Origin of the sequence: Arthrobacter sp. StoSoilB5 (assembly GCF_019977235.1) — a bacterium.
In the GTDB taxonomy this organism is placed as follows: Bacteria; Actinomycetota; Actinomycetes; order Actinomycetales; family Micrococcaceae; genus Arthrobacter.
The window spans coordinates 2437226-2460879 of sequence record NZ_AP024646.1; the positions used below are offsets into that span (position 1 = coordinate 2437226).

23 protein-coding genes and 2 pseudogenes are annotated in these 23654 nt (G+C 62.5%); 10 read left to right on the forward strand and 15 right to left on the reverse strand.

The features are described from left to right. Positions 1-154 precede the first annotated feature (154 nt). From LDN75_RS11020 to LDN75_RS11030, 4 genes and pseudogenes are all read left to right on the forward strand, one after another. Positions 155-538: a hypothetical protein gene (locus LDN75_RS11020; RefSeq protein ID WP_223937302.1), complete on the forward strand. Its 384-nt coding sequence runs from the start codon at positions 155-157 to the stop codon at positions 536-538. 113 nt (positions 539-651) lie between these two features. Continuing rightward, positions 652-759: pseudogene (locus LDN75_RS24160) on the forward strand (hypothetical protein); the annotation flags it as partial. A gap of 24 nt (positions 760-783) precedes the next feature. Further along, positions 784-933: a hypothetical protein gene (locus LDN75_RS24165; protein WP_263422414.1), complete on the forward strand. Its 150-nt coding sequence runs from the start codon at positions 784-786 to the stop codon at positions 931-933. A gap of 209 nt (positions 934-1142) precedes the next feature. Then, positions 1143-2159, forward strand: coding sequence for an alpha/beta fold hydrolase (locus LDN75_RS11030; protein ID WP_223937304.1), 1017 nt, complete (start codon positions 1143-1145; stop codon positions 2157-2159). A gap of 198 nt (positions 2160-2357) precedes the next feature. Here the strand turns inward: LDN75_RS11030 and LDN75_RS11035 are convergent, their stop codons facing one another. From LDN75_RS11035 to LDN75_RS11070, 9 genes are all read right to left on the reverse strand, one after another. Next, a complete protein-coding gene (locus LDN75_RS11035; RefSeq protein WP_223937305.1) occupies positions 2358-2558 on the reverse strand; it encodes a hypothetical protein in 201 nt (66 codons plus the stop codon). A gap of 50 nt (positions 2559-2608) precedes the next feature. Further along, positions 2609-2971, reverse strand: coding sequence for a hypothetical protein (locus LDN75_RS11040; RefSeq protein WP_223937306.1), 363 nt, complete (start codon positions 2969-2971; stop codon positions 2609-2611). Positions 2972-3306: 335 nt separating this feature from the next. Then, positions 3307-4764 (reverse strand): oligopeptide:H+ symporter, encoded by a 1458-nt coding sequence (locus LDN75_RS11045; RefSeq protein ID WP_223937307.1) that lies wholly within the window; start codon positions 4762-4764, stop codon positions 3307-3309. Positions 4765-4830: 66 nt separating this feature from the next. Next, positions 4831-6312: an NAD-dependent succinate-semialdehyde dehydrogenase gene (locus tag LDN75_RS11050; protein ID WP_223937308.1), complete on the reverse strand. Its 1482-nt coding sequence runs from the start codon at positions 6310-6312 to the stop codon at positions 4831-4833. Positions 6313-6426: 114 nt separating this feature from the next. Further along, entirely contained in the window at positions 6427-7824 is a 1398-nt protein-coding gene (locus LDN75_RS11055) for an FAD-dependent oxidoreductase (protein WP_223937309.1), read from the reverse strand. Between the two features lie 104 nt (positions 7825-7928). Next, positions 7929-8300 (reverse strand): cupin domain-containing protein, encoded by a 372-nt coding sequence (locus LDN75_RS11060; RefSeq protein WP_263422366.1) that lies wholly within the window; start codon positions 8298-8300, stop codon positions 7929-7931. A 352-nt stretch (positions 8301-8652) separates the two neighbouring features. Next, positions 8653-8775, reverse strand: a complete 123-nt coding sequence (locus LDN75_RS24170) for a hypothetical protein (RefSeq protein ID WP_263422367.1) — start codon at positions 8773-8775, stop codon at positions 8653-8655. 233 nt (positions 8776-9008) lie between these two features. Continuing rightward, positions 9009-9482 (reverse strand): SRPBCC family protein, encoded by a 474-nt coding sequence (locus LDN75_RS11065; RefSeq protein WP_223937310.1) that lies wholly within the window; start codon positions 9480-9482, stop codon positions 9009-9011. Then, positions 9479-9799, reverse strand: a complete 321-nt coding sequence (locus LDN75_RS11070; RefSeq protein ID WP_223937311.1) for a hypothetical protein — start codon at positions 9797-9799, stop codon at positions 9479-9481. Before LDN75_RS11070 ends, LDN75_RS11065 begins: the two co-directional genes overlap by 4 nt. Positions 9800-10617: 818 nt before the next feature. Between LDN75_RS11070 and LDN75_RS11075 the strand changes: the two genes are divergently transcribed. Continuing rightward, positions 10618-12123, forward strand: a complete 1506-nt coding sequence (locus LDN75_RS11075) for a CoA-acylating methylmalonate-semialdehyde dehydrogenase (protein WP_223937312.1) — start codon at positions 10618-10620, stop codon at positions 12121-12123. 55 nt (positions 12124-12178) lie between these two features. On the opposite strand, the gene LDN75_RS11080 is transcribed toward LDN75_RS11075, so the two are convergent. The 4 genes and pseudogenes from LDN75_RS11080 to LDN75_RS11095 all read right to left on the reverse strand — a co-directional run bounded on the left by LDN75_RS11080 (position 12179) and on the right by LDN75_RS11095 (position 16323). Further along, positions 12179-12445 (reverse strand): hypothetical protein, encoded by a 267-nt coding sequence (locus LDN75_RS11080; RefSeq protein ID WP_223937313.1) that lies wholly within the window; start codon positions 12443-12445, stop codon positions 12179-12181. Between the two features lie 23 nt (positions 12446-12468). Further along, positions 12469-12758, reverse strand: a pseudogene (locus tag LDN75_RS11085) (aldehyde dehydrogenase family protein); the annotation flags it as partial. A gap of 62 nt (positions 12759-12820) precedes the next feature. Further along, complete coding sequence (locus tag LDN75_RS11090) at positions 12821-14083, reverse strand: dihydrolipoamide acetyltransferase family protein (protein ID WP_223937314.1); 1263 nt, start codon at positions 14081-14083, stop codon at positions 12821-12823. 32 nt (positions 14084-14115) lie between these two features. After that, entirely contained in the window at positions 14116-16323 is a 2208-nt protein-coding gene (locus LDN75_RS11095; protein WP_223937315.1) for an alpha-ketoacid dehydrogenase subunit alpha/beta, read from the reverse strand. 694 nt (positions 16324-17017) lie between these two features. Here LDN75_RS11095 and LDN75_RS11100 point away from each other — a divergent pair. Both LDN75_RS11100 and LDN75_RS11105 read left to right on the forward strand, forming a co-directional pair. Further along, complete coding sequence (locus LDN75_RS11100) at positions 17018-17548, forward strand: VOC family protein (RefSeq protein ID WP_223937316.1); 531 nt, start codon at positions 17018-17020, stop codon at positions 17546-17548. Positions 17549-17553: 5 nt separating this feature from the next. Continuing rightward, the gene (locus tag LDN75_RS11105) at positions 17554-18252 is read left to right on the forward strand and encodes a GntR family transcriptional regulator (RefSeq protein WP_223937317.1); all 699 of its coding nucleotides are present in this window, start codon (positions 17554-17556) and stop codon (positions 18250-18252) included. Position 18253: 1 nt separating this feature from the next. Here LDN75_RS11105 and LDN75_RS11110 read toward each other — a convergent pair whose 3' ends face one another. Both LDN75_RS11110 and LDN75_RS11115 read right to left on the reverse strand, forming a co-directional pair. Further along, positions 18254-19552, reverse strand: a complete 1299-nt coding sequence (locus LDN75_RS11110) for a helix-turn-helix domain-containing protein (RefSeq protein ID WP_223937318.1) — start codon at positions 19550-19552, stop codon at positions 18254-18256. Between the two features lie 452 nt (positions 19553-20004). Continuing rightward, positions 20005-20484, reverse strand: a complete 480-nt coding sequence (locus LDN75_RS11115; RefSeq protein WP_223937319.1) for a VOC family protein — start codon at positions 20482-20484, stop codon at positions 20005-20007. Between the two features lie 294 nt (positions 20485-20778). Here LDN75_RS11115 and LDN75_RS11120 point away from each other — a divergent pair, with 294 nt between their 5' ends. The 3 genes from LDN75_RS11120 (at position 20779) to LDN75_RS11130 (ending at position 23635) form a co-directional block, all read left to right on the forward strand. Next, on the forward strand, positions 20779-21369 hold the full coding sequence (locus LDN75_RS11120; protein WP_223937320.1) for a flavin reductase family protein: 591 nt from the start codon (positions 20779-20781) through the stop codon (positions 21367-21369). A gap of 125 nt (positions 21370-21494) precedes the next feature. After that, a complete protein-coding gene (locus tag LDN75_RS11125) occupies positions 21495-22823 on the forward strand; it encodes an MFS transporter (RefSeq protein ID WP_223937557.1) in 1329 nt (442 codons plus the stop codon). 107 nt (positions 22824-22930) lie between these two features. After that, positions 22931-23635 carry an SDR family NAD(P)-dependent oxidoreductase gene (locus LDN75_RS11130; RefSeq protein WP_223937321.1) on the forward strand — a complete coding sequence of 235 codons (705 nt, stop codon included), beginning with the start codon at positions 22931-22933 and terminating at the stop codon, positions 23633-23635. Positions 23636-23654 lie beyond the last annotated feature (19 nt).

Genomic DNA, 23654 nt, shown 5'->3' on the forward strand with positions numbered 1-23654 from the left:
GGACCCATGAATGATCAGAGGACGGGGAACGATGGGTTGGCATCCGGACGAGGATGAGCCGACTGCGGGCGATGGCGCGTTCCGGGGCGCACGGTTGGTCTTATTCGGCACCAACGGCAATCAGTACGCGGGGCGCACAGTACGGCGGGAGAGGATGCTGGAGTTAGCACCCGTGGACCCGACGGAGGCCATGATCGCGGTGCGGGCGGCGCGGGCGGCCCGGGTACGGGGCGTGTACTGGGAGTACCTTCAGGCTGACGACAGACCGCTGGCGTTGCGTGCACGCGATCTGGTGGACGAGGACGAGGCACGGTGGGATGCGAACCGTGTCCTGGGTGCGGTTCCGGAGCTACGGGTGCTGTATGTGCGGGACCACTTCTCGGGCCAGCTTGCTTGGTGGCTGGCTCGCGAACGCGAGGTGGTACTGCTAGCGCCGCGGGTGTGGGGGGCCACCGAGCGCGGTGCGGTGGTGCGTCACGCGAAGGGTACCCTTCGTGCCCTGCGCCGGCGGCCGCCTTGGGGCGAGTACCGCCCCTGAAGGCCAGCGCCCCCGGAGGTCACGCCCTGAAGGTCGCCGCCCGGGAATCCGGCGCGGAGGTCCGGCGCCGGCTCAGGGGTTGAGACCCCGCTGGAACGCCCAGAGGGCGAGTTGTGTGCGGTCCGCGGCGCCGGTCTTGTCGAGCATGTTGGCGAGGTCAGTTCATCCCGGACACCTGGTCGCGCTGGGGGGCCGACGGCAACGGAGACGGTTACGCTGACCCCAACCAAATCGATGACGCGGCGTTGGCCACTGCTCGCTACCTGTGCGCTTCCGGAAACGTCTCCACTGCCGACGACTGGCGGGCGGCAGTGCACTCCTACAACCACAGCGACCAGTACGTGGCTGATGTCGCCGCGACGGCAAACCCCTATGCCGGGCGAGTGAACCGGTGACATGACCTGGCGGTGCGTTCAGGTGGCGGTCTCCGGCCTGCGTTCTTCGTTCGGACGCCAAGCCTGGCGGGAGGCAACTGTGTTCGGGTTGTTTATCTTGGGTTCCTTTTCCCGTGGTGCACTTGATCTCGACGGGGTTTCAGATCTGCTGTGAGGGAGTCGCTCGTGTTCACCCCGATGTACGGATCCGGGTGGGAGAAGGACCGGCAGTGAATGCTTCCCCGACGGATGAACCGGGCAAATCAGCCACCGGACCGGATCCCAGCACCACGACGGCGTCCACTGGGCGGACCATCCCGCGCCGCCGCCGGGTAAGACTGATCACGGGCTGGCTGGCCCTGCTCGCCGGGGTGCTGGCTGCCGGGCTCCTGTTGGAAGCGGCGCTTATCCGGCATGACCAGGAGGTTTTGCCGGTTCCCGGCCGGCTTGTCCATACCAGTGAACGGACTTGGCGGCTGGACTGCACCGGGGAGGGTGAGCTGACGGTCATTCTCGAAGCCGGTCTGGGCGAATCCGGGCTGACGTGGTCCGGCATCCAGCCGGCACTGAGTCGAACCACGCGCGTCTGTTCTTACGACCGGGCAGGATACGGCTGGAGCGATCCCGGGGTGGGCAGCCGTGACGCCGTCACAGAGGCTGCGGACCTCAATGGCCTGCTCCAGACGGCGGGCGTCCGCGGACCGTACATCATGGTGGGCCACTCGCTGGGCAGCTTCATCGCCCGGCTGTACGCGGCACGGTACCCGGATGAGGTGGCAGGGCTGGTACTGGTGGACCCTACGAATGAGAACTCGGCCCTGCAAGCCGGGGAGCCGAGGATCCCGGCCCTGCTGACCCGCGGCCGGGCACTCATATCGCGGTTCGGTCTGTTGCGCCCGTTCATCTCCGGATTGGTCGCTGACCAGGTGGGCGAAAATCCTCCTGAGGCCGTCACCCGGGACGCGCCCTTCCTCTACCGTGCCAGCGCGCTCGATACCAACAACTCGGAGCTCTCCGCGTCGCTGGACGGTGCGAATCAAGTCACCGGGCAACCGCTCACGGACCGGAGTCTTCCGGCGGTGGTTCTATTGACCACGGACAGTGTGGGCGACACGGGTCACTTCCAAACGCTCACCAAAGATACCCGGGTCATAGACGCCGGCCAGAGCAGCCACTATGTCCACTACAGCCACCCGGACCTCGTCCTTACTATAATCAGCGAGGTCCTCACAGGCGTGAGGAATTGACGACGAGCCCAAGCCCCCGGCAACGTCAGGGACATCGCCGAGGCTGCAACGCCGTCGTGATCCTCGCTGTTCCGGGCAGCGAAGTCACCGTGGACATTGATAACGCCGGTGTGGGCTTGGACCCCGCCGGGTTGGCCGCGCAGATGGCCGGCGACGGATCATCCGGGCATCTGGGCCAGTGGCCGCAGGGCTGCTGGGTCAGAGCAGGTCTAACTCACGGGTGGTTCCGAAGGCGACATCGGGGCTGAGGGTGATTTCGAAGGTGTTGTAATCGACCCTGGTGACGAGAATGCCGCAGTTGGTAGCTTTCCCGCGGAGCAGGGCACAGGTGTGCTCAATTTCCCTGTCTCTTGAGGCGGGGTCCTCAACTTTGATTGTGATGCTTAGTTGTGTGGGCATTGTGGCAGTCCTTTTCTGGAAATTTCGGGCTGTCAAGTGGCGTGGACTGGTTAGGCCTGTTCTGCTTCAAGCCAGACGCCCACGTCGTCGTCCATATGCAGGGCCACTCGTCCCCGTCCTTCGTCGAGCCAGATCCAGAAGATGGATGCATCCGGGGCAACGATGTCTATGAACCCGGCCAGGGCCGCCTCATTTTCGCGCTGGATTCTTACCCTGTCGTTTGGGCTAAGCCAAACCCAGTCGTCAGGCGTGAGCGCGCTGCCACTGCTGGGTCGGGCGGCCGTGTCGATGGTGGTCACCGCGGGCCAGGCCGCATCCTGCTCGGCGGGTGCTGCCTCTTTGTTGGGTCTTTCGGTTTCCATTGCCGGCGCTACCACAGCAGTGAATCGTTCATGGGTTGTCTTTCTGATCATTTGGTTCTTGGCGGTTCGGCGTGACGGGTCTCCGGGCGGCCCTCGGACGGCACATGAATCCTGCGGAGAGCCCTGCGGCGCCGATACTCAGCAGGAAAAGTCCTGCGAGAGTTCCGTTGGCAAGGGAAATGCAGCTGATTCCCACGACTGTCAGCACAAGCATCAACCTGACGTAGATTCTGACCATTACCGTGCCTTGGCCCAAGCGCCGTTGCGCGAGTTGGACCGCGGAAACGAGGTGCTTTCATGATTCGTCCATGGAAGGCGGGATCCGTGCCGGACTGCCCCTCTTTGATTCCGGCCAGCTGTTCGGTCGGTCGGGGGCCAGAGCCGGCTCACCTGGTCCAGGTGCCAAGCAGATGGTTGATTTTGCTTCTAGCAAGAAACAGGGTGGCGCCAAGTACTATTGCGCCGGCAGCAACCAACGTGAAGTAGGTTGCATTGTCCACCTTTGTGAATACTTGGCCAAGGAGGCCAGACAGGGATGACCCAAGTGCGAGGGTTAGGAAGTTGAGCCCGACCATCTGTGTTTTGAACTTTTCGGGGCCAATCTTCGTGGCCAGCGATAGGCCGATGGGACCTATGAAAACTTCGGACGATCCCGCCATCATCATGAAAAGCAGGATCAGAGCAAGTGGAATGTAGGCATCGCCGGTGGCTTCAGAGATGAGGAGCAGGAACAGGTAGGCGCAGCCAATCTGAGTCAGTCCAAGTGCGAACTTGGTTGCTGGCCCTGGCTGACGGCTTCCGAGGCGGTTCCAAAGGCGGGCGATCAGTGGTGTGACAAGCACCGCAGCCAACGGACTCATGGTGGTGATCCATGCGACGGGGAAGCTCCACGAGCCCATCGAAAGGTCGATTCTTTGTGTGATCAGGATTGAGATGGCGGTGAATTTTTGGAACAGGAAGCCAAAGTAGATGCCGCCGGCGATGAACATTGGAATAAAGCCAGCAACCCTGCGTTTCTCGTCTCCCGTGACGATCTTTGAGCGGAGCATGGTGACGAAGTAGGCGACGGCAGCGACCAGTGAAGCCGTGGTGACTGTGGCTACGAGGTTGTTTTCATTAAGGAACCTGGACTGGATGGCCAGGACGAGAAGCACGACGGCCGTGGCCGCAAGGAGGAGGTGCCGGATCCGGTGTTCTTTCGGCAGGGGATTGCCGAGGGTCCGGGCGCGGTCGGGGAGGTTCTTTTTGGAAACGTTGTACTGGAGAAGGGCTGCGAACATGCCTATAGCGGCGAGACCGAATCCGTAGTGGAAGCCGAACTGATTCTGGGCAAATCCGGTGCTGAGCGGGCCCAAGACGGCACCGGCATTAATCGCCATGTAGAAGTAGGAGAATCCGGCGTCTCGCTTGGTTCCTTCGTTTTCGAGCACGAACCCGACAATTGAAGTGATGTTCGTCTTCAAGGCTCCTGTTCCCAGGACAATCAGAATAAGGCCGATCGCCAGCCCGGTGATACCTGGGGCGAAGGCCAGTACAAGGTGGCCGATCGTGATTACCACTGCACCGCTGGAAACCATGCTCTGCGGGGTAATCAGGCGGTCGCCCAGCCAGGCTCCAAGGATCTGCGCCAGATAGACGCATCCGCCATGCGCTCCGACTATTCCAGCTGCAATGGCTGGATCCAGCGCCAGACCGCCTCTGTCCAGGGAATATAGAAGGTAAAAGGAGAGGATGCCTTGGAGCCCGTAGAACGAGAAGCGTTCCCACAACTCGGTGAAAGCCATGCTGGAAACGCCCCTGGTCAGGCTGTGCGTAAGCCTCGACTTCGTGGTCGTTGAATTCATCGTTGTACTCATTTGACTACCCGCCAATCTTATAAATGGTGCTTCAGGAGGATGCTGCCGCCGCGTTTAGCCGGCGTTGGGGTCGGCGATGCCGATGTATTGGGTGTCGAGGTATTCCTCGATGCCTTCGTGGCCGCCTTCGCGGCCGAGTCCGGATTGTTTGATGCCGCCGAAGGGTGCGGCGGCGTTGGAGATGACGCCGGTGTTGAGGCCGAGCATGCCGGTTTCGAGGCGTTCGCCCATCCGGATGCCGCGGTTCAGGTCGCGGGTGAAGACGTACGCCACCAGCCCGTATTCGGTGTTGTTGGCCAGGCGAACGGCTTCGTCTTCGGTGGTGAAGGTGATGATCGGTGCGACGGGGCCGAAGATTTCCTCGGAGAGGATCCGGGTGCCTTCGGTGACGCCGGTGAGGATGGTGGGCGGGTAGAAGTAGCCCGGGCCTTCGGCCGGGGCGCCGCCCAGGACAGCTTTGGCGCCGGAGGCGACGGCGTCGGTGACGAGTTCGTGGACCTTGTCCCGGCTCTTGGCATCGATCAGGGGACCGACCGTGGATTCCGGTTCGGTGCCGCGGGCGGTGGTCATGTCCGCCATTTTCGCGGCGAACTTTTGGGCGAATTCGTCGGCGACGGATTCGTGGACGATGAACCGGTTCGCGGCTGTGCAGGCCTCGCCCATGTTCCGCAGCTTCGCCAGCATGGCACCGGCAACCGCAGCATCAACGTCGGCGTCCTCGAAGACCACGAACGGGGCGTTGCCGCCGAGTTCCATGGAGGTCCGCAGCACCGTCTCGGAGGCATCGGCGAGCAGCCGGCGGCCGACCTCGGTGGAGCCGGTGAAGGAGAGCTTCCGCAGGCGCTGGTCCTTGATCAGCGGACCGGTGGTGGCGCCTGCAGTGGACGTGGGAATGACGTTCAGGACTCCGGCGGGCAGGCCGGCCTCCTGCATCACGGCGGCGAACAGCTGCGAGGTCAGCGGCGTGAGGTTGGCGGACTTGAGCACCATGGTGCAGCCGGCTGCGACGGCCGGGGCGATCTTGCGGGTGGCCATGGCCAGCGGGAAGTTCCACGGCGTGATCAGCAGGCACGGGCCCACGGGCTTCTTGGTGACCAGGAGACGGTTCTTGCCGTCCGGTGCCGTGGAGTAGCGGCCGGAGATGCGGACGGCTTCCTCGGAGAACCAGCGCAGGAATTCGGCGCCGTAGGTGACTTCGACGCGGGCTTCGGCCAGCGGCTTGCCCATTTCCATGGTCATGAGCAGCGCGAAGTCCTCGGCCCGTTCGGTGACGAGCTCGAAGGCACGGCGGAGGATCTCACCGCGTTCACGGGCCGGGACCTTCGCCCAGGATTCCTGTGCCGCGGCCGCGGCGTCCAGCGCCGCCTTGCCGTCCTCGGCGCCCGCGTCGGCAATGCTCAGCAGCACCTTGCCCGTGGCCGGATCCTCGACGTCGAACGTCTTCCCGGAAGCGGCCGGACGCCACTCGCCGTCGATCAGCAGCCCAGTGGGAACAGAGGCCAGCAGTTCCTCTTCATTTCTTGCTGTATTAGTCACGTACATGCTCCTTGAGCATTTAGGAACGAGTTGGAATAGTCACTACCCGCGTTCGTTCAGCTTCAGCGTTCGGAAAAGTGTTCAGATAGGAGGCGGCTGTGAGACCCGGGAAGGCTATTCGTGAAGCCCGGCCAGGCGGCTCCCGACTCTGGCGAGCAGGGAGGTCTTGTGCGAACCCAGGCTTTCCTCCCACCGGTCGGCTACGCCGAAAAGCCGGTACATGGCATGGACCCCCAACCAACGGATGGGTTCGGGTTCCCATTTACCGGAGTCGTACCCTACCCATGGGAGTGTGGTGAGCTCTGACTTTGTCTCAGACATGAGATCAACCAGTGTCCTTGCGGCAAGATTTGTGGCCGTTACGCCGTGGCCTGCATAGCCCATGGCGGAGCTGATTCCGCTCCAGGGGTCGTAGTGAATCGAGGCGCACCAGTCGCGGGTTACACCCAAGACGCCGGACCAGGCATGGTCAGCCTCGAACGTTATCCCGGGGAAAAAGGTGCGTAGCCGGCCGAGCAGAAGTCCGACGGTTTGCGGCGGTGTTTCCCCTGCCCCGCCTACGTCCGATGCATACCGATAGGGTGCCCCCCGTCCGCCGATGGCGATCCGGCCATCGTCCGTGCGCTGAGCGTAGATGAACGTATGTGCCGCGTCGTTGAGGCATTCCAGGCCGTTCCAACCGATCTGCTGCCAGTCCGTATCGGAGAGGGGTTTGGTGACGATCATGGATGAGTTGATGGGGATAATCTTCCGTGATCCTACGATCGGTCCGGAGTATCCTTCAGTGCAAATGGCGACACGGTCCGCACTGAGTTGCCCAAGCTTGGTCTTGACCCTGCCTGGTTCCACCGTTTCCACTTTCGAATGCTCATAGACGGTTACTCCCATTTTGGCTACGACGGCTGCCAGCTCGTGGACGAGTTTGGCAGGGTCTATGCGGGCTACCTGGGGATAAAAGAGAGCCCCGCAGGTTCCATCAATGTTGATACGCGCACGTGCCAGGTCGCGGCTCAGCAACTGAACCTCACCCTCATCGAGGCCGTACTGCAAGTCCGTATGTCGTCGTGATTGAAGACGGGCCCACCCGGCCATTGTGGTCGCGACCGTCAGGTTGCCGCCCTTGTGCTGGTCAGCGTCGATCTTCTCCAGTCGGCAAATGTCCAGGACCTCGTCCACTGTCTCTTGCATCGCCCGCTGAAATCGAACCGCGGACTCACGGCTGGAACCCGGGGCTGAGGCAAACTTTTTCCGGTTTCCCGGTGTCAGGGCGGAGAGCCAGCCACCGTTTCTGCCGGAGGCGCCATAACCTACGTTTTCGGCCTCCAGCACGACCACGTTAAGGCTGGAGTCGGATTTCTTTGCGTAATAGGCTGTCCAAAGGCCCGTGAGGCCGCCGCCAACGACGACCAGGTCTGCAGTCGCTAGCCCGCCACGGAATTGGGGAAATATGGGGAGGGAGTCGCCGGCCTGCGTCATCCAATGGGAAATCTGGCCATTGCGATACTGGTTCATTGCTGGTCCATTCGAAAAAATTGATTCTTGATTTTGGGTATGACTGTGTAGGCTCGTCACCCTTGCTGTGATGGGGTGGAGCCAGGGCAAGCCTGTTTACTTGTTCAGTAGCTGGGCGGGGCTATCGCCCAAAGGACCGTCGCTTGTTCTCCGGCCGACTCGGCGACTCGATGAGCTTTGCTGCTGGAGTAGGGCAGGGAATCGAGGGCGCTCAGGTGAAACGTCTGGTCGCCGACTGTCGCTTCTACCTCGCCGTCTATGACTAGGAGAAGCTCTTCCGAGTCACCGTGTGAGTAGGGCTCGACTCCGGTCGATCCGTATGGTTCGAGGACGCCGAGAAAGACTTCGAGATGGTCGAAGGACTTTGGCGTGAGCCTGCTCTTGCGGGCGTCGACTCCGAACGAAAACCCGATCGTGTCCACGAAGCGGTTAACGGCCGGGCTGCCGTTGACGCTTTCTTCGAAAAGGTCACCCACATCCAAACCTAAGGCCGCTGAGAGTTTCTGAAGCGTACGCACGCTGCCAGAGTGCACGCCCCGCTCAAGTTGAGAAATAAACCCCTCCGCAAGCCCTGTTTGCGCTGCTACTTCCCGAAGCGTCATGCGCTTGGCTTTTCGCCGCCGCCGCAACCGTTGGCCCACTGACTCGTGATCGTTGTGTGGCCCGCCGTGCATGGATCCACTCAGTGGTCCGGCACCTGGTACAGCCGACTCTTGTGGTTGAGCCTCTGGCATCTGTCCTCCTGTTTCCAACCAATTTACCCGTGACTAGTGTCACGCACAATAGATTTTAGAATATACCTCAGTTTTCTGAGGTCAGTTGAACCCCTCAGTATTCATCGATGTTGATGGCGTTGATGTCAAAGCAGTGGCCTTGCATCCATGGCACCCCGGCCTCGGCCCGTTCCGTGACGGGATCGGCGGCCCCGCTCCAGTATCTCGCCGGGCTCACGCGCGGGCACCTTCACGCAGGGCCCCTGCGCAGCAACAGCGGCGGCGCCGTCCCTCGGTCCTCCCCATGGTGCACAGCGATTCCGTTAGGCCTTAGAGCGGGCACTACGTGCCTGTGACGCCTTGAAGTGACTCAGCGAACGCTGATAATAATTCCTCGGCATCAGTGGTCTGGAAAACCAGGGGTGGGCGGACTTTGAGGACGTTGCCTGATGACCTGCCGCGGATGTGCTCCTATGCGTTCCGGTCCAGTAGTTCGGCGCGTCTTCTGACCGCGGCGGTGTGGGAGTGCAGGTCCTGCGGGGAGAACGGAATGGTGTCGCCGGCGAACCTGCGCAGCGGGCCACGGATGTCATCCTTGACCCGGAGGTATGTCAGTCCGTTGTGTGGCGAGAGGCTGTACGTGCGGGTCGCGCTCAGCAGGCCGGGCAGCAAGCCTGTTTTCCAGATCATGACCTGGCCCGGCATTTGCTCCACGTGCGTCCGGAAGGTCCGGCGGCCTCCGGCGGCGGTCCTGATTCGGATCAGGGCGCCGCTGCTGACCTCGCCGTCCACCCACGTGATTCCGGATTCCCAGACCGTGAAATTCCCGGCGTCCGTGATGATGCCCCAGACCGTTGACGAGCGGGCATTGATGGGTTCCTCGGACTCAAACGACTGCATCAGCCAAGGGTAGCCAGCCGCGATCCTGTACGGGCAGGCGCTCACCCAGAATTCACCTGGAGTTCGTTCTGGGACGGTCGGGCCGAAACGGTGGCAAGGTCCTGAAGATGCCCCGCCAACTCTTGGTGGGTGCCAGCGATGGCGACGGCAACAATGTCAGCCGATCTAGCCCCGCGTTTCAGTGGCTGCCGCTGGCGGGCGGCACCCGTGCCCCGACCGGAAATCCCTGTCAGTGACGCTGCAATAAAGCCGGTGTCCCCGGCGTTGTCCAAGGCGTCCCGGACATGGCGCGGGAACGCTGCGACGACAGTTCCTGCGGTGGCTGGCCGGTGTGTCAGCGGGTGGAGCAACTCCGCGGGCACTCCGAACCGACCTGCCCGCCAAACGGCGGCTACCCGGACCTCTGCTGGGTGTGGTTGGCGGAGAGGCGCGCGTCGAAATCCGGGCTGTCGATGTCGCCGGTGCCAGCAAGGTCCGTCACCAGCGCTTAGTAGGCGGGCCGGATTTTATCCGCGAAACCGGATCCGGGCCGCAGCCCGAACACGGGGAAGATGGCTATCCTGACGGACATGGACATGATGGGATTCAACGCCGGCCAGGGATGTCCGGCGGGTCCGCTGGTGATGGGAGTCCCCTGGCAGCCGGCGGGGCGTCTGATCCACGCGCCCCCAAACATGGCAGTGAGTCTGGACCGGCACCTGATCTGTGCGTTCGTCGGTCCGGCTGGCTAACTGACCGAGTGGGGCCCGTAGGGCTCCCGGACGGCAGACTCCCTGGATCCCGTAGCCACAATGGGCGGACCCAGAACCGGTGACCTGGGCCGGATCGATAGGTTGCTCGAAGGGCCCGGTTCCGTCCTCCCTCGCACGGATCCAGCGCCGGGCAGTTCTGGTGGTGCCGCAGCAGCCGATGTGGAGGCGCTGCGGATTCAGTGGGCCCGCTGGAACCGCTGCCAGCCGGTGGTCGTGGGCACGGGTCTCTTCATGAAAACTCCTTTGGCGTGCGCGTGATGCTGTAACGCTTGGCGCCAATCTCTTAGACCCCGTTATGTACACATGTCGATTCACCGGCAGGATTCTTGCCAAATGTCGCGGGTCATTGGTGGCTGTCTTCCGGGTACCGTGGCTACAGGCCGCTCCGGCATTGCTGGATCAACACCCCCGAAAGCGAGAGAAGAAACGTGTCAGTCAACCAAGAACTTCCCGTGCTGTCCCACTGGATTGGTGGGGAAGAAGCACCGTCCTCCGGAGACCGCACTGCTCCCGTCTTTGACCCGGCCCGCGGGATCGAGACCAAGCGGGTGGCACTCGGTAACGCCGCGGACATTGAGGCAGCCATCTCCTCTGCGCAGAAGGCGTACCCGGCCTGGCGTGATCTGTCGATCACGAAGCGCCAGCAGATCGTCTTCCGCTTCCGCGAGCTGCTGAACGAGCGCAAGGGCGAACTCGCCAACATCATCACCGCTGAGCACGGCAAAGTAGTCTCCGACGCGCTCGGTGAAATCACCCGCGGCCAGGAAGTCGTGGAACTCGCCACGGGCTTCCCGCACCTGATCAAAGGCGAGCACTCGGAGAACGTCTCCAGCGGTGTGGATGTCTACTCCACCAAGTCCCCGCTCGGCGTGGTGGGCATCATCAGCCCGTTCAACTTCCCTGCCATGGTGCCGCTGTGGTTCCTCCCGATCGCCATTGCCGCCGGCAACACGGTGGTCCTGAAGCCGAGCGAGAAGGACCCGACGGCGGCGAACTGGCTCGCTGAGCTGTTCACCGAAGCCGGCCTGCCGGACGGCGTTTTCAACGTTCTCCACGGCGACAAGGAAGCGGTGGACGGTCTCCTGGAACACCCGGACGTCAAAGCCATCTCCTTCGTTGGTTCCACCCCGATCGCGCAGTACATCTACGAGACCGCGGCGCGGAATGGCAAGCGCGTCCAGGCACTTGGCGGGGCGAAGAACCACATGCTGGTCCTGCCCGACGCCGACCTTGAGCTGACTGCCGACGCTGCCATCAACGCCGGCTTCGGTTCGGCCGGCGAACGCTGTATGGCCATCAGCGTGGTGGTCGCCGTGGAGCCGGTGGCCGACGAACTGCTCGAAAAGATTACCTCGCGGATGGCAACGCTGCGGATCGGCGACGGTCGCCGGAACTGCGACATGGGCCCGCTGGTCACCCGCGAGCACCGTGACAAGGTGGCGGCCTACATCGATGTGGCCTTGGAAGATGGCGCCAAGGTGGTCGTGGATGGCCGCGGCGTAACCGTGGACGGCGACGAGAACGGCTTCTGGCTGGGCCCGACGCTGATCGACGACGTCCCCGTCACCTCACGCGTCTACAAGGAGGAAATCTTCGGACCGGTACTTTCCGTGGTCCGTGTCCGCAGCTACGAGGAGGGCCTGAACGTGATCAATTCCGGCGCCTATGGCAACGGTACTGCGATCTTCACCAACGACGGCGGAGCTGCCCGCCGTTTCCAGAACGAGGTGGAGGTGGGCATGGTAGGCATCAACGTGCCGATTCCCGTTCCCGTGGCCTACTACTCCTTCGGCGGGTTCAAGGACTCGATCTTCGGCAGCTCCAAGGCGTATGGCCTGCAGGGCTTCCAGTTCTTCACCCGTGAGAAGGCCATCACGTCCCGCTGGTTGGACCCCAGCCATGGCGGCATCAACCTCGGCTTCCCCCAGAACTAAGAGTTGCACCAGAGGGCTCCCGGCAGACCTGGCGGGAGCCCTCGGGTGTTCTCCCTTAGCGTTCCTCCAGGAACTGCACCGCGGCGAAGTTGTTGGCAAACCATTCGCGCACGGTCTCCAGCAGTTCAGTCTGTTCGGCGGCATCGTGCGCTATCAGCCGCTGCAGCAGCCCGCGGGCCACCGGCACTGCCTTCTCTTCGCGCAGCAACCCCAGCATCCCGCCGTCGGACAGTTCAGGGAATGCGACGACGGCGCGACCCAGCCCCGCGGCACGGCACAGCGCCCGCGTGGCTTCCTCGAGGGCATCCGCCAGGCCACTCATGCGAGCGCGACTTCCCATCCGGGGACACCGAAAGGGCCAAAAGCACGCACCGCGTCCTCGGAGAACCAGCGCGGGAACTCCGCTCCATACGTGACTTCACCGCGGGCCTCGGCTAGCCGGTTTGCCCATTCCAGGGTCATCAGCAGCGCGAAGTCCTCCGCACGCTCCGTCACCGGCTCAAAAGCGCGCCGCAGGATCTCACCGCGTTGGCGCGGCGGCACGTTCGCCAAGATTCCTGAGCCGCCACCGCAGCATCCCAGGCCGCAGCACCATCTTCAGCACCGGCGTCGGCGACGCTGGCCAGCACCTCCCCGCAAAGCGGCCAGTAGTGCTGGTGTGGACATTCGGGTCTTCGGATTCATGTGGGACTGGGCTTCAGACGAGGATGGTCAAGGGATTTTCGATGCGGGCCTTGAAGGCCTGCATCCACTGGGCAGCGACGGCCCCATCGATGACCCTGTGGTCTGCCGAAAGAGTGCAGGTCATCACGGTGGCCACCGCCAGGGAACCATCGACGACGACGGCGCGTGGTTCAGCTGCCCCCACCGCGAGGATGGCTGACTGCGGCGGGTTGAGGATGGCGGAAAATTGCCGGGTGCCAAACATGCCCAAGTTGGTGACGGAGAAACTTCCACCGGTGAGTTCCTCTTGGCGGATCTTCCCGGCCTTTGCACGTTCCACGAAATCCCCGATCGCTGCGCTGACTGCGCTGAGCGACTGGCTGTCAACGGACCGGACTACCGGCGTCAGCAGCCCGCCGTCAACGGCAATTGCCACGGAAATATCGGCAGCGGTGTGCTGGAGCTGGGCTTCGTCGCTCCACGTGCAGTTGGCTGCCGGGGTGTCCAGCAGCGCGAGCCCAACGGCTTTGACGATGAGGTCGTTGACCGTAATCCGCCGGGTTGCGGATTCGTTGACCTGCTTACGGAGGGTAAGGAGTGCGTCCACCCGGACATCTGCTGTGAGGTAAAAGTGCGGAACGGTAGTTTTGGACTCAGTGAGGCGGCGGGAGATGGCCCTTCGCATCTTGGTGTGGGGAACGGCAATGACTCTGGTCGGGACATCCTGGGCCTTGGCCTGAACAGGGCCGGCTGCCGTAGGCTGGACCGGGACCATTTGTGCCGTCCAATCCCGGGAGCTGTCCGCGCGGCCCGCGATGACTTGCTCAACATCGCGCCGAACGATTCTTCCCCCGGGGCCCGATCCGGGTATAACTGCAACGTCCACGTGGTTCTCCCTCGCCAGCCGGCGGGCGAGGGGGGAACTGAACCGGCGTTCGGCCTGTCGAGGTACCTCCGCCACCAGCACGGGGTTAGCACCATCGCTGTCCTCGGGAGCGGCGGCCGGTGTCTGCGTTCCAGCGTCCCGAAGGAATGTGACTACTTCCTCGTCCGTTTCACCAGAGGTCCTGATGACTAGAATCGGTGCGCCGACTTCGACGCTTGCTCCTTCCTCAACCAGCAGCCGGGCAACGACGCCGTGATGTTCGGCCGGTATTTCGACAGTCGCTTTCTCGGTTTCCACTTCGGCGATGGCATCTCCAACTTCAACGGTTTCACCTTCCTTCTTCAGCCAGCTGGACAACGTGGCCTCAAGGGCGTTGGCCATGACTTCAGGCATGTTCATTAGTGCGGGCATTTCATGTCTCCCAAAAGTCTGTGGACGCTGACCTAGAGGCCTTGGTCATTTTTGATGGTCAGCAGCTTTGCGGCCACTTCAGAAACACCGGCATAGGATGCGCGCTCCAGGACCTTGGAGATGCTGGGCGAAGCTTCACCGCCGGTAACGCGTTGAATGGGGTAGTCCAAGTGGTCAAAGTATCGGCGCTGGATCTCGTCGCTGAGCCATCCGCCGTAGGAAGTGCCCTGGGCACCCTGTTCGACAATGAGGACATTGTTCGTCTTCATGATGCTTGCTCCAATGGCCTCCCAATCAATGCTGGCGCGGTCCAGCCAGCGCAGATCCACCACCTCGGCGTCGATTTCCGTCTCCGTCACCGCCACCAGCGTGGGGTGGACCATCGCGCCGTAGGTCAAGACGGTCAGTGAGTCTCCGCGGCGGCGGATGGCTGCCTTTCCGAACGCGATCTGGTAATCGAAGTCGTCCACTGGCAGTTGGCCGGTGGTGGTGTAGAGGTCAACGTGCTCCAGCACCACCACGGGATCCTTGAGCGCCAGGGCAGCGTTCATCAGGCCCACGTAATCGAACGGAGTGGATGGGGCTACGATCCGCCAGCCCGCCGAGGTGGCAAAGACGCCCGCAGGATCCATGGAGTGCTGCGATCCATACCCTGTACCCATGGCGATCTTGGACCGCAGGACCAGCGGCACCTCGCCGGTTCCACCGAACATGTGCCGCGCCCTGGCAATCTGGTTGAAGATCTGGTCGCCGGCCACCCACATGAAGTCGGCATACATGAACTCGACCACCGGCTTGAATCTGCCATCCATGGCCATTCCGCCCGCAAGCCCTGCGAACGCGTTTTCGCTGATGGGTGTTCCAAGGACGCGGTCCGGATGGGCGTCTACGAGGCCTCGCGTGGCACCGTTTGTTCCACCCTTGAGCCGATGGACGTCCTCACCCATGACCACGATGGATGGATCGGCGGCCATGCGTGCCTGCACCACTTCAGCGACAGCGTCGACGAATTTCCCTTCCCGAAGGCCTCCCTTAAAAGTTAATTCTTCCTCGGTCCTGGCCCCTTCCAGCTCAGACAGGTCCCCCCGGATACCGACATCGACGAATGACGGGTCCGGCCACAGTTCGGGGCGGATGCGCCGTTTGCCGGCCTTGCTCTGAGGATCGGTTTCAGTCAGTTCGGACACGGCGAGGTTGCAGGCCGCGCTGACCTGCTCCTGCATCTGCAGGAATGCCACGTCATCGAGGTGTCCCAGCTTCTTCAGCTCGGTTGCCATACGCTGGATTGGGTCCCGGTCCCGCCAAGATTTTTCCTCCTCCTTGCTGCGGTAGCCGAAAGCACTGCCCGGGAAGGGACCGTTCTGATGGAAGTACCGGTACACCTCAGCTTCGATTACTGCGGGTCCCCCGCCTGAACGCATATGTTCGGTAGCTTGCTCCATGGCAAGGTGAACGGCCAGGGGGTCCATTCCGTCGACGCGCCAGGACCGGATACCGAAACCGGGGCCGCGTCCGGAGAGCCGCCCCTCACCGGTCACCTCCGAGACATGCGTTGAAACGGCATAAAGATTGTTCTCCACGAAGAAGCACAAGGGCAATTTCCACGCAGCAGCCAGGTTCATCGTTTCCAGCACTGAGCCAATGTTGATGGCCCCATCGCCGAAGTAGGAGACAGTGAGATCCATGCCGGAGGCCGACGCCGTGGAGTGCTTCTGGGCCCAGGCATTGCCGGCTGCCAGCGGTACCCCGCCGCCCACAATGGCGTTGGTTCCCAGGGCGCCTGCGTCCAGCCACTGCAGGTGCATGGATCCGCCCCTGCCATGACTGAAGCCTTGGTCGAGCCCAAGAATTTCCGCAAGAGTACGCTGCAGGAATGCCTGGACCTCGGCCCCGACGGCGGCTTCCGGTTCCATCCGGCCGTTCATAGCTGCCGAGAGATGCGCCAAGCCCTTTGCCAAGAACTGGTGGTGGCCCCGGTGGGAACCGTTGACGCCGTCTCCCGACCTGAGGTTCACGATGGAACCCACAGCTCCGCCTTCCTGCCCGATGCTCGAATGCGCCGGCCCATGGACCAAGCCCTCAGAAGCGAGTTCCAGGACGGCCTCTTCGAAGGAACGAATGATCTGCATTTGGACGAGCATGGTCTTGAGCAGCGCCGGATCGGCTTCCTGCCAGTCTTGCTCGGTTGTCGTGAGTTGGATCCATTCGACATCTGGGGCCAGTTGGATGTGGCGGGTCATGGCTGCTCCGGAGGGGTTGGCCGCTGAGATTGCGGCAATTTATGGGCTTAAGAGCCAACAATACAAGCCATAATGTATCCAATACAAGACATCAAGGGCCTCTTTCTGTGGAATTTGCGACCTCCGGACCCTACTTTGGATCCATTGGCTGACAAATACTGTTACCGAGGTGCGCCACTGCCAATCGGGCCTCCAGTACCGCACGGACACCGAGCGTGGCGAGCACGCCCGCGCAGCCTGCGACGAAAAGCCACGTCATAACCCACGATCCCGACCACCCCGTAGCACTGGCTTCGCCGAGCACAAGGCATTCAGCACCCAGTGGAGCCAGCCGAAAGGCCTGTACGGCTCCATCTTCTGCACCTTGGGCTGGACAGCCCGGAATTGCCGCCACGTACGCAAATGCGGTACTAAGGCAGGCCAGTGAACTGAGGCCCAGTCCCCAGCAGCAGACGGCTAGGCGCTGGACACTGGCGTCTTTTGCGAGGGCTCGGAAAGGCGGCCCGCCATGGCCCCTGCCAGGCATGTGACTCTCTTCGTGGCGCCAATGTGGCTTCTGCATGACGGCTCCTTGTGGCCGGGCGGGCCGCCCGCAGCCAATATTGAATCCAATATTGCAGATTATTGGCAAATGTAGAAGGAAAATGTACTCATTGCATGCATAATGGATTCATTCGAGCACTAGGAGGCAGTTTTGCAGCGTGGAATACCCGGAGCGCAGGGTCTCGATCACGTCGGCTTCACGGTGCCGGACCTGGACGAAGCGGAGAAGTTCCTGACCGAGGTCCTGGGCGCAACACTCATCTATACCTTGGGCGCCAAGCGTTCAGAGGATGATTGGATGAACGTCCACATCGGCGTGCATCCGCGCACCGCGATCCGCGAAATTCGCTTCTATAGGCTTGGCAACGGTTCCAATTTGGAAGTCTTCCAGTACGACGCCGCCGAACCGCAGGCACGCCAACCCCGTAACAGCGACATTGGGGGCCACCACCTGGCCATCTACGTTGACGACATGGATGAGGCAGTGGCCTACCTTCACTCCTATGGGCTTGAAGTGATGGGTGAACCCACAGCAAGCGGGCAATCCGCCGAAGGCCAACGGTGGGTATATTTCCGGAGCCCATGGGGAATGCAGTTCGAACTAGTGAGCTTCCCAGGCGGCAAGGCCTACGAACGGGAGGCCCGCCTGCACCTGTGGCACCCCGGCCGCCCGGCAGAATAGCAGGTATGACTATCGAATCCACCACCCATGGCAAAGCAGGCGCACGTGTGGCCGCAGCCATGCGCGAGGCAATCCTGGCCGGTACCTACAAGCCCGGCAGCCGGATCCGGCAGGAAGACGTGGCTGAACGGTACGGTGCCAGCCGCGTGCCTGCCAGGGAAGCACTCCGGATGCTTGAGGCAGAAGGCCTGGTGAAGGTGGTCGCCAATACTGGCGCCTGGGTCACCAGTCTCAACCTCGTGGAGTGCGAGGAGATCTACCAGGTGCGTGAGCGGCTTGAACCGCTCCTGCTCCGCTACAACGTCCCGCTCCTTACTGCGCTCCAGATCGAGGCATTGGACGGCCTGGCGCATGAGATGGAAACTGCTGGTGACGTGGAGACGTTCCTCCGCCTTGACCGGGACTTCCACCTTTCCTGTTACACCGCCGCCCAGACGATCATGCTGACGGACACGGTACTGCGGTTGTGGAACCGGACGCAGCCTTACAGGTGGGCCTACACCTCTGTTTTCCGTTCCGAGGGTGATCGGAGCGCTCACCACGAGCACCATTTGCTCGTAGCCGCACTGCGTCGCCGCGATGCCGATGAGGCGGAACGCGTACTCACCTCGCACATCCGTCGCACCCGCCTTGAGCTGGCCCGGCATCCGGAAATCTTCGAAAACCCAGCTACTGCGCCGCCAGGCCTGGGGGACAACGACTGACTCAGCCGTGTTCCTTCCCTGATGCCGGGGAAAGATCGATCGTTTCTGCGAGGTAAAGTGCAGCCCAAAGAATCCCTTGCCGCTCCTTGACTCTGTGCCCCAACAACTCCTCTGCACGCCCAATGCGGTATTTGATGGTGTTGTTCGCGACGCTCAGCTCTGCTGCGGCACCCGCGGGACTGCAGTTGTGTTCAAGGTAGACGCGAACTGTCTCACGCAGGGCCGCCTCCTTGGAGCCGGCGAGGGCACCCAACTCGTCTCGGGCAAAGCTGGCCGCCTTTGCGGGATCTGCGGTCAGCAGCACCGCAAACCGGACATCCTTGAAAAACACGGGTTCACTCCATGGCTTGCCGGCTGGCGCAAGCAGGGATACGTTGGCCGCGCTGACCGCTTCTTCATGGCTGCCGCGGAACCCCTCCAAACCGGTTGCTGGACGCCCCACGGCAACGAGGGTGTGCGGGACGCCCTTGATAGCGGCCATGTTGACTGCTTTAGGCTCTAGAAAGGCACCCCAGGCCCACACCTCGTGGTTGCCGGCCGGGAGCACAAGCTGCGCCGTGGCGCCCATGCGCGCCAACAACATCGCTGCTGCCCGATCAAGCCCTTCAACGGTTGCGTCGTCACGGCCTTCGCGACGCAGGACCAGACCTACGTGGGTGCGGTTGGCGAGCTCGTACCGAAGTTTTGCACGGTCCGGACCCAGCGCCTCGCCCCGCAGCAGTGCGCGGACCAGTTCGGCACGCGAACCATCCACGCTTGCCAGCCACGCCTGCTCCTCAGCTGCATAGGCAGCACTGCTCGCCAGAGCAAACGTGCTGACGTGGTCAACAAGGAAGTGGGAGAGCTCAGCAAGTTCCTTTGACTGCATCTCGGCCGGGACAAGGCGCCGGAACTCTTCCACCAGCACGTCACTGAAACGCGCGTGGGAGACCCGCTGCACTTCGAGGATCTTGGCCAGCGACACCCGCTGCCTGACGGCACGGGCCGTCTGCAAAACCATTTCCAACGGAACAGTGGTGGGAACGGGAACGCCCTGATCAAGGGCCAGCAGGGCCTCCATGACCACCGCTTCAGCAGGGGGACGCAACTCCTGTGTAGCTTCCTCCCGCCTGGTTGCGGGCGTCGCCGGGTCGACACCCAACTGCGCCAGTTCCAGCGATATTTCTACGGCCCACAAGGCCGCGTCCAGGCCGATACAGCCCACGGTCCTGTTCCAGGTGGCCGGCAGGCAGGCAGGCTTCAGGCGATCTGCAGACCCCGCAGGATGGAGATCCCGCACCCAGGATCTAGCTCTTGACATTTGTCCTTCCCCCGCATCCTTGCGGGTTCCCGAACCATTCGGGACTAATGCGAGCACTATACGCGCCCGCTGGGCAAAGCTCATAGCACGCCTGGCGCGGGATTTGCCAGGCCTGAGTGAGCCTACTTCGCTTCTTTTTTTGGAGCGCCAACAGGTGTTGGTGGTTTTGGCGGGTAGGGGGCAAGCGGTGAAGCCGGGGGAGGGGGTAGCGTCAGTGCGCCCAAGGACCACGGCCCCACTATCACCGGACCAGGCCGGTTCGTTCCCTGGTCTTCGCCCCGCCCATCAATGCCCAGCAACAGCAACTCCGAGCCATAAGCCAGCGCATCATGAGGTGGTTGATCCTGAGGAACGCTGCCTCCGCTTACCCTGACCTCCCCTGGTCTGTTGCAGGTTGCACAGGAAAGTGGGCCGCAGGCATGCCCACGGCCCACTTTGTTGACGCCTTGGGATCAGGGCGCCGCTTCCGGGTGCAGCTCAACTGCTGCCGTGAGGATGCCCTCCCAGGTGGTTTCGTTGAACTCAATGATGTTCCCGTCTGGGTCCTTGAGATAAACGAATCTTGCAGGGTCGCTGCTCCATGTGCCGGGATCGTGGACGCGCTGCCCACCAGCGGCCTCAGCGCGAACCAGAGCATCGTCCATGTTGTCTACGTGCAGGGCAAAATGCATGAACGAGGCTTGGGTCTGCGGGACACCGATTGTTGTGTTGGGTTCTGGAATGAACTGGAATAGTTCGATCCCGAACCCGTCAGGCAGTTCGATGTAGGCGATGACGTATTCGGTGTCCTTGACGCCGAAGAAGATCTCGGTCAGCTGAGGGTTGTTCGAGTAAGGGCGCAGGACCTCCTTCCCTCCAAGGGCCTCGACATAGAACTTCGTGGAGCGTGCGATGTCTGAGACCCGCACGGCCAAATGCTGGACAGTCGCCATCAGAGCGCTCCTCTGGCGCCGTGTTCGTGCAGGCCAGAGGCTTGCACGGGTGCTTGGTTCGGAAGATCTCCATTGACCATCGTGTTGGTACCTTTCTCCATGTTCGCCAAGATCGGCTTCGTTTCATGATGGGGCCCCCGTCCGGGGCCCCGCTTGCCTTCCCGGGCCAAAGGGCCGTCTCGGTTTTGGCTGGTAAGGGCAAGCGGCATGGGCGCCGACAGAGTTGACTGGGTCACACTTTCCGATGCTCGGCACAAGGCCGGACGAGATGGAGCCCAGAGAAGGGAACCGACGATGACGTCGAACCAGGCAATCAACAACGAAGTGGACCAGAGCCCTGCCGCCACCGCGCTCGTCCCGGACGGTCAGCTGCTGGAAGGCATCTCGCCCGACGAATTTCGGCTGGCTTTCCGCAACCATGCGGCCGGCGTGGCTATTATCACGGCCGACGCCGGGGACGGTCCAGTCGCCATGACGGCGACGTCCGTGTTCTCTGTCAGTGCGACGCCGCCGTTGCTGGTGTTCTCGGTGTCGTCGCTGTCTTCCGCGACGCCGACCATCCTGCGGTCCTCATCGCTGGTGGTCCACCTGCTTGACACGACGAATATTGCCTTGGCACGCCTCTGCTCCACGAGTGGGGTGGACCGGTTCGCCGATCAGGATACCTGGGACGTCCTGCCGACGGGGGAGCCATACTTCGTGGAGCCGCCTGTGCGTATCCGGGGCGAGGTGGTGAATACCTATGAGGCCGGCATGTCACGCCTGGTGGTGGTCAACGTTACACACGCCACATCGCCCGGGGCCGACGTCGAAACCCTCAACGCACCTCTGGTCTACCACAGCCGTAAGTGGCTGGCCCTGGACCGGACGGCCGCCCTCGCCTGACCACTACGTGGGTCTTCCAGGTGTCATGACTCAAAAGCTCGCTAGTTTCCATCCCGAGGGTCCCGTCGGGGCGCCTCAATACCAGATACAACGTGCACTGACATGACAAAGGAGTCGTGAAGATTATGCAGGACAAAGAAATTGTTGTGCTGGACGAATCCAGGTCGGCGGCGAGTGGGCTCACAGAAGCCGCGCCGCCCGCACTCAGCGTCCGCGACGGAGCGGCTGTGCCGCAGGAACCGGTCTCGGGCCTGTGGATGGCCCTGTACACCTTGGCGAACATTGGTTACTGGCTTGCCGTTATCACTCCTGGAGTGATAGCGCTTCCGCTCAAGGTGACCAGCCTGGTGGGTTCGGAACAGGCTCCTGCTGCATTGGGGATCGTTGCAGCTGCGGGACCGGCCATTGCGCTGATCGCCACCCCGGTTTTCGGCAGGCTCAGTGACCGCACCACCTCACGGCTCGGGCGTCGTCGGCCCTACCTGCTCCTCAATCCGCTCATTGGCGTGGTGGGGGCTGTGATGGGTGGCCTGGCACCGAACATCGCAGTTCTGGCCGTCGGGTACGGGCTGTTGGCGATCGGTTTCACCGGTTCGTTCGGCGCGCTGGCGCCTGTGGTGGCAGACCGTGTCCCTGTCAATCAGCGTGGCCTCGTCTCCGGCCTGATCGGCATCAGCGTTCCCGTGGGGCTCGTCGGCGGAACCTTTGTGGTGCAGTACATCGCCACGGACCCGCTGTTGCCGCTGGCCGTTCCGGCAGCTATGGGCGCCATCCTGATAATCATGTTCGGCGTCCATATGAAGGATGCACGGCTGGCACCGGAGTCCCGGCCGGCGGCGTCATGGCGGAGCCTGCCGGCAACCTTCTGGGTCAATCCGCGCCGCTATCCTGATTTCGCCTGGGCATGGTGGGGAAGGGCGCTGCTCCTCCTTGCTTATGCCCTCCTGACTCTGTACCAGACCTTCTTCCTCATTGACCGGCTGGGCATCCCGGCCTCTGAAGTGGCCAACTATGTGTTCCTGTCCATGCTCGTCCTGTCTGTGACCATGGTGGCCTCTAGCATCATCGGCGGACGCCTCAGCGATGTGATGGAACGCCGCAAGCCATTCATCATCGGCTCTGCCGTGATCTACGGCGCCGCCCTCCTGGTGATCGCGACATCCACCACCTTCACCCAGTTCCTGATTGGAATAGCCATTACCGGGTTGGGCAACGGCGCCTACACCGCGGTGGATGCTGCCCTGGCCACCCAGGTACTCCCCAATCCGGACGACACGGCAAAGGACCTGGGCGTATTCAACATCGCCGCCACGTTTCCAAACGCAGCAGCGCCCGCCATCGCTCCGCTGATCCTTGCCATCGGCGGCGGAAACTACACCGTGCTCTTCGCCGTGGCCGGTGGCATTGCCATCATCAGCGCCCTGGCGATCGTCCCTATCAAGGGCGTCCGCTAGGCTCCTGCGCAGATCAGCCACGGGCTGAGCCGCACTCCTGGATATCGATACGCCTGTACCACCAGAAAATCACCCGAGTGACGGGTTGATTGTTGAAAGGAAAAATTGTGACTGATCGAAACATTGTTGTTGTTGGAGGCACCAGCGGCATCGGTCTTGAACTGAGCCGCAGGATTGTGGCACGGGGAGACAAAGTGATCCTGACCGGCCGCGACGCTACGCGGGCAGAAGATGTTGCAGCGTCCCTGGGGCCAAACGCCACCGGCATCAGTGTTGACCTGGCGTCGCCGCATACCATTGCCGAAAGTGTGGCCTCCGTAGGGGAAGTCCACGGATTAGTGCTCTCCGCCGTGGAACGCGACTCAAACACGGTCCGCGACTTCAGCATTGACAAGGCCGGCCGCCTCGCAACCCTGAAACTTGTGGGGTACCTGGAGACCATCCATGCCCTGATCGGACGGATCGAAGAAACGGTGGATACGGGGATCGTGCTCATGGGCGGAATCGCCAGGTACCGCCCCTACCCCGGTTCGTTGACGGTATCCACGGTCAACGGTGGCGTTGAAGGGATGGCCACCGCCCTTGCCGCAGAGCTTGCTCCAGTCCGCGTGAACGTCCTCCACCCGGGCATCATCGGCGACAGCCCATTCTGGGAAGACAAGACCGGCGCACTCGACGCATACCGCTCGCGGACCCCCGGCGGTGAGCTCCCAACGGTAGAGGACGTGGTGGAATCAACCCTGTTTCTCCTCGACAACAAGGGCGTCTCGGGAACCACCCTCCACGTCAACCGCGCCACCCTGACCACGTGAGCCCCATTGCGGACAGTCA

Excerpts from the sequence above, each read along its gene's own strand:
- LDN75_RS11125 (WP_223937557.1), top strand. The coding sequence starts at position 21,495 with ATGCAGGACAAAGAAATTGTTGTGCTGGACGAATCCAGGTCGGCGGCG.
- LDN75_RS11120 (WP_223937320.1), top strand. The coding sequence starts at position 20,779 with ATGACGTCGAACCAGGCAATCAACAACGAAGTGGACCAGAGCCCTGCC.
- LDN75_RS11095 (WP_223937315.1), bottom strand. The coding sequence starts at position 16,323 with ATGACCCGCCACATCCAACTGGCCCCAGATGTCGAATGGATCCAACTC.
- LDN75_RS11055 (WP_223937309.1), bottom strand. The coding sequence starts at position 7,824 with ATGAACCAGTATCGCAATGGCCAGATTTCCCATTGGATGACGCAGGCC.
- LDN75_RS11040 (WP_223937306.1), bottom strand. The coding sequence starts at position 2,971 with ATGATCAGAAAGACAACCCATGAACGATTCACTGCTGTGGTAGCGCCG.
- LDN75_RS11105 (WP_223937317.1), top strand. The coding sequence starts at position 17,554 with ATGACTATCGAATCCACCACCCATGGCAAAGCAGGCGCACGTGTGGCC.
- LDN75_RS11090 (WP_223937314.1), bottom strand. The coding sequence starts at position 14,083 with ATGCCCGCACTAATGAACATGCCTGAAGTCATGGCCAACGCCCTTGAG.
- LDN75_RS11020 (WP_223937302.1), top strand. The coding sequence starts at position 155 with ATGCTGGAGTTAGCACCCGTGGACCCGACGGAGGCCATGATCGCGGTG.
- LDN75_RS11110 (WP_223937318.1), bottom strand. The coding sequence starts at position 19,552 with ATGTCAAGAGCTAGATCCTGGGTGCGGGATCTCCATCCTGCGGGGTCT.
- LDN75_RS11035 (WP_223937305.1), bottom strand. The coding sequence starts at position 2,558 with ATGCCCACACAACTAAGCATCACAATCAAAGTTGAGGACCCCGCCTCA.
- LDN75_RS11080 (WP_223937313.1), bottom strand. The coding sequence starts at position 12,445 with ATGAGTGGCCTGGCGGATGCCCTCGAGGAAGCCACGCGGGCGCTGTGC.
- LDN75_RS11045 (WP_223937307.1), bottom strand. The coding sequence starts at position 4,764 with ATGAATTCAACGACCACGAAGTCGAGGCTTACGCACAGCCTGACCAGG.
- LDN75_RS11115 (WP_223937319.1), bottom strand. The coding sequence starts at position 20,484 with ATGGCGACTGTCCAGCATTTGGCCGTGCGGGTCTCAGACATCGCACGC.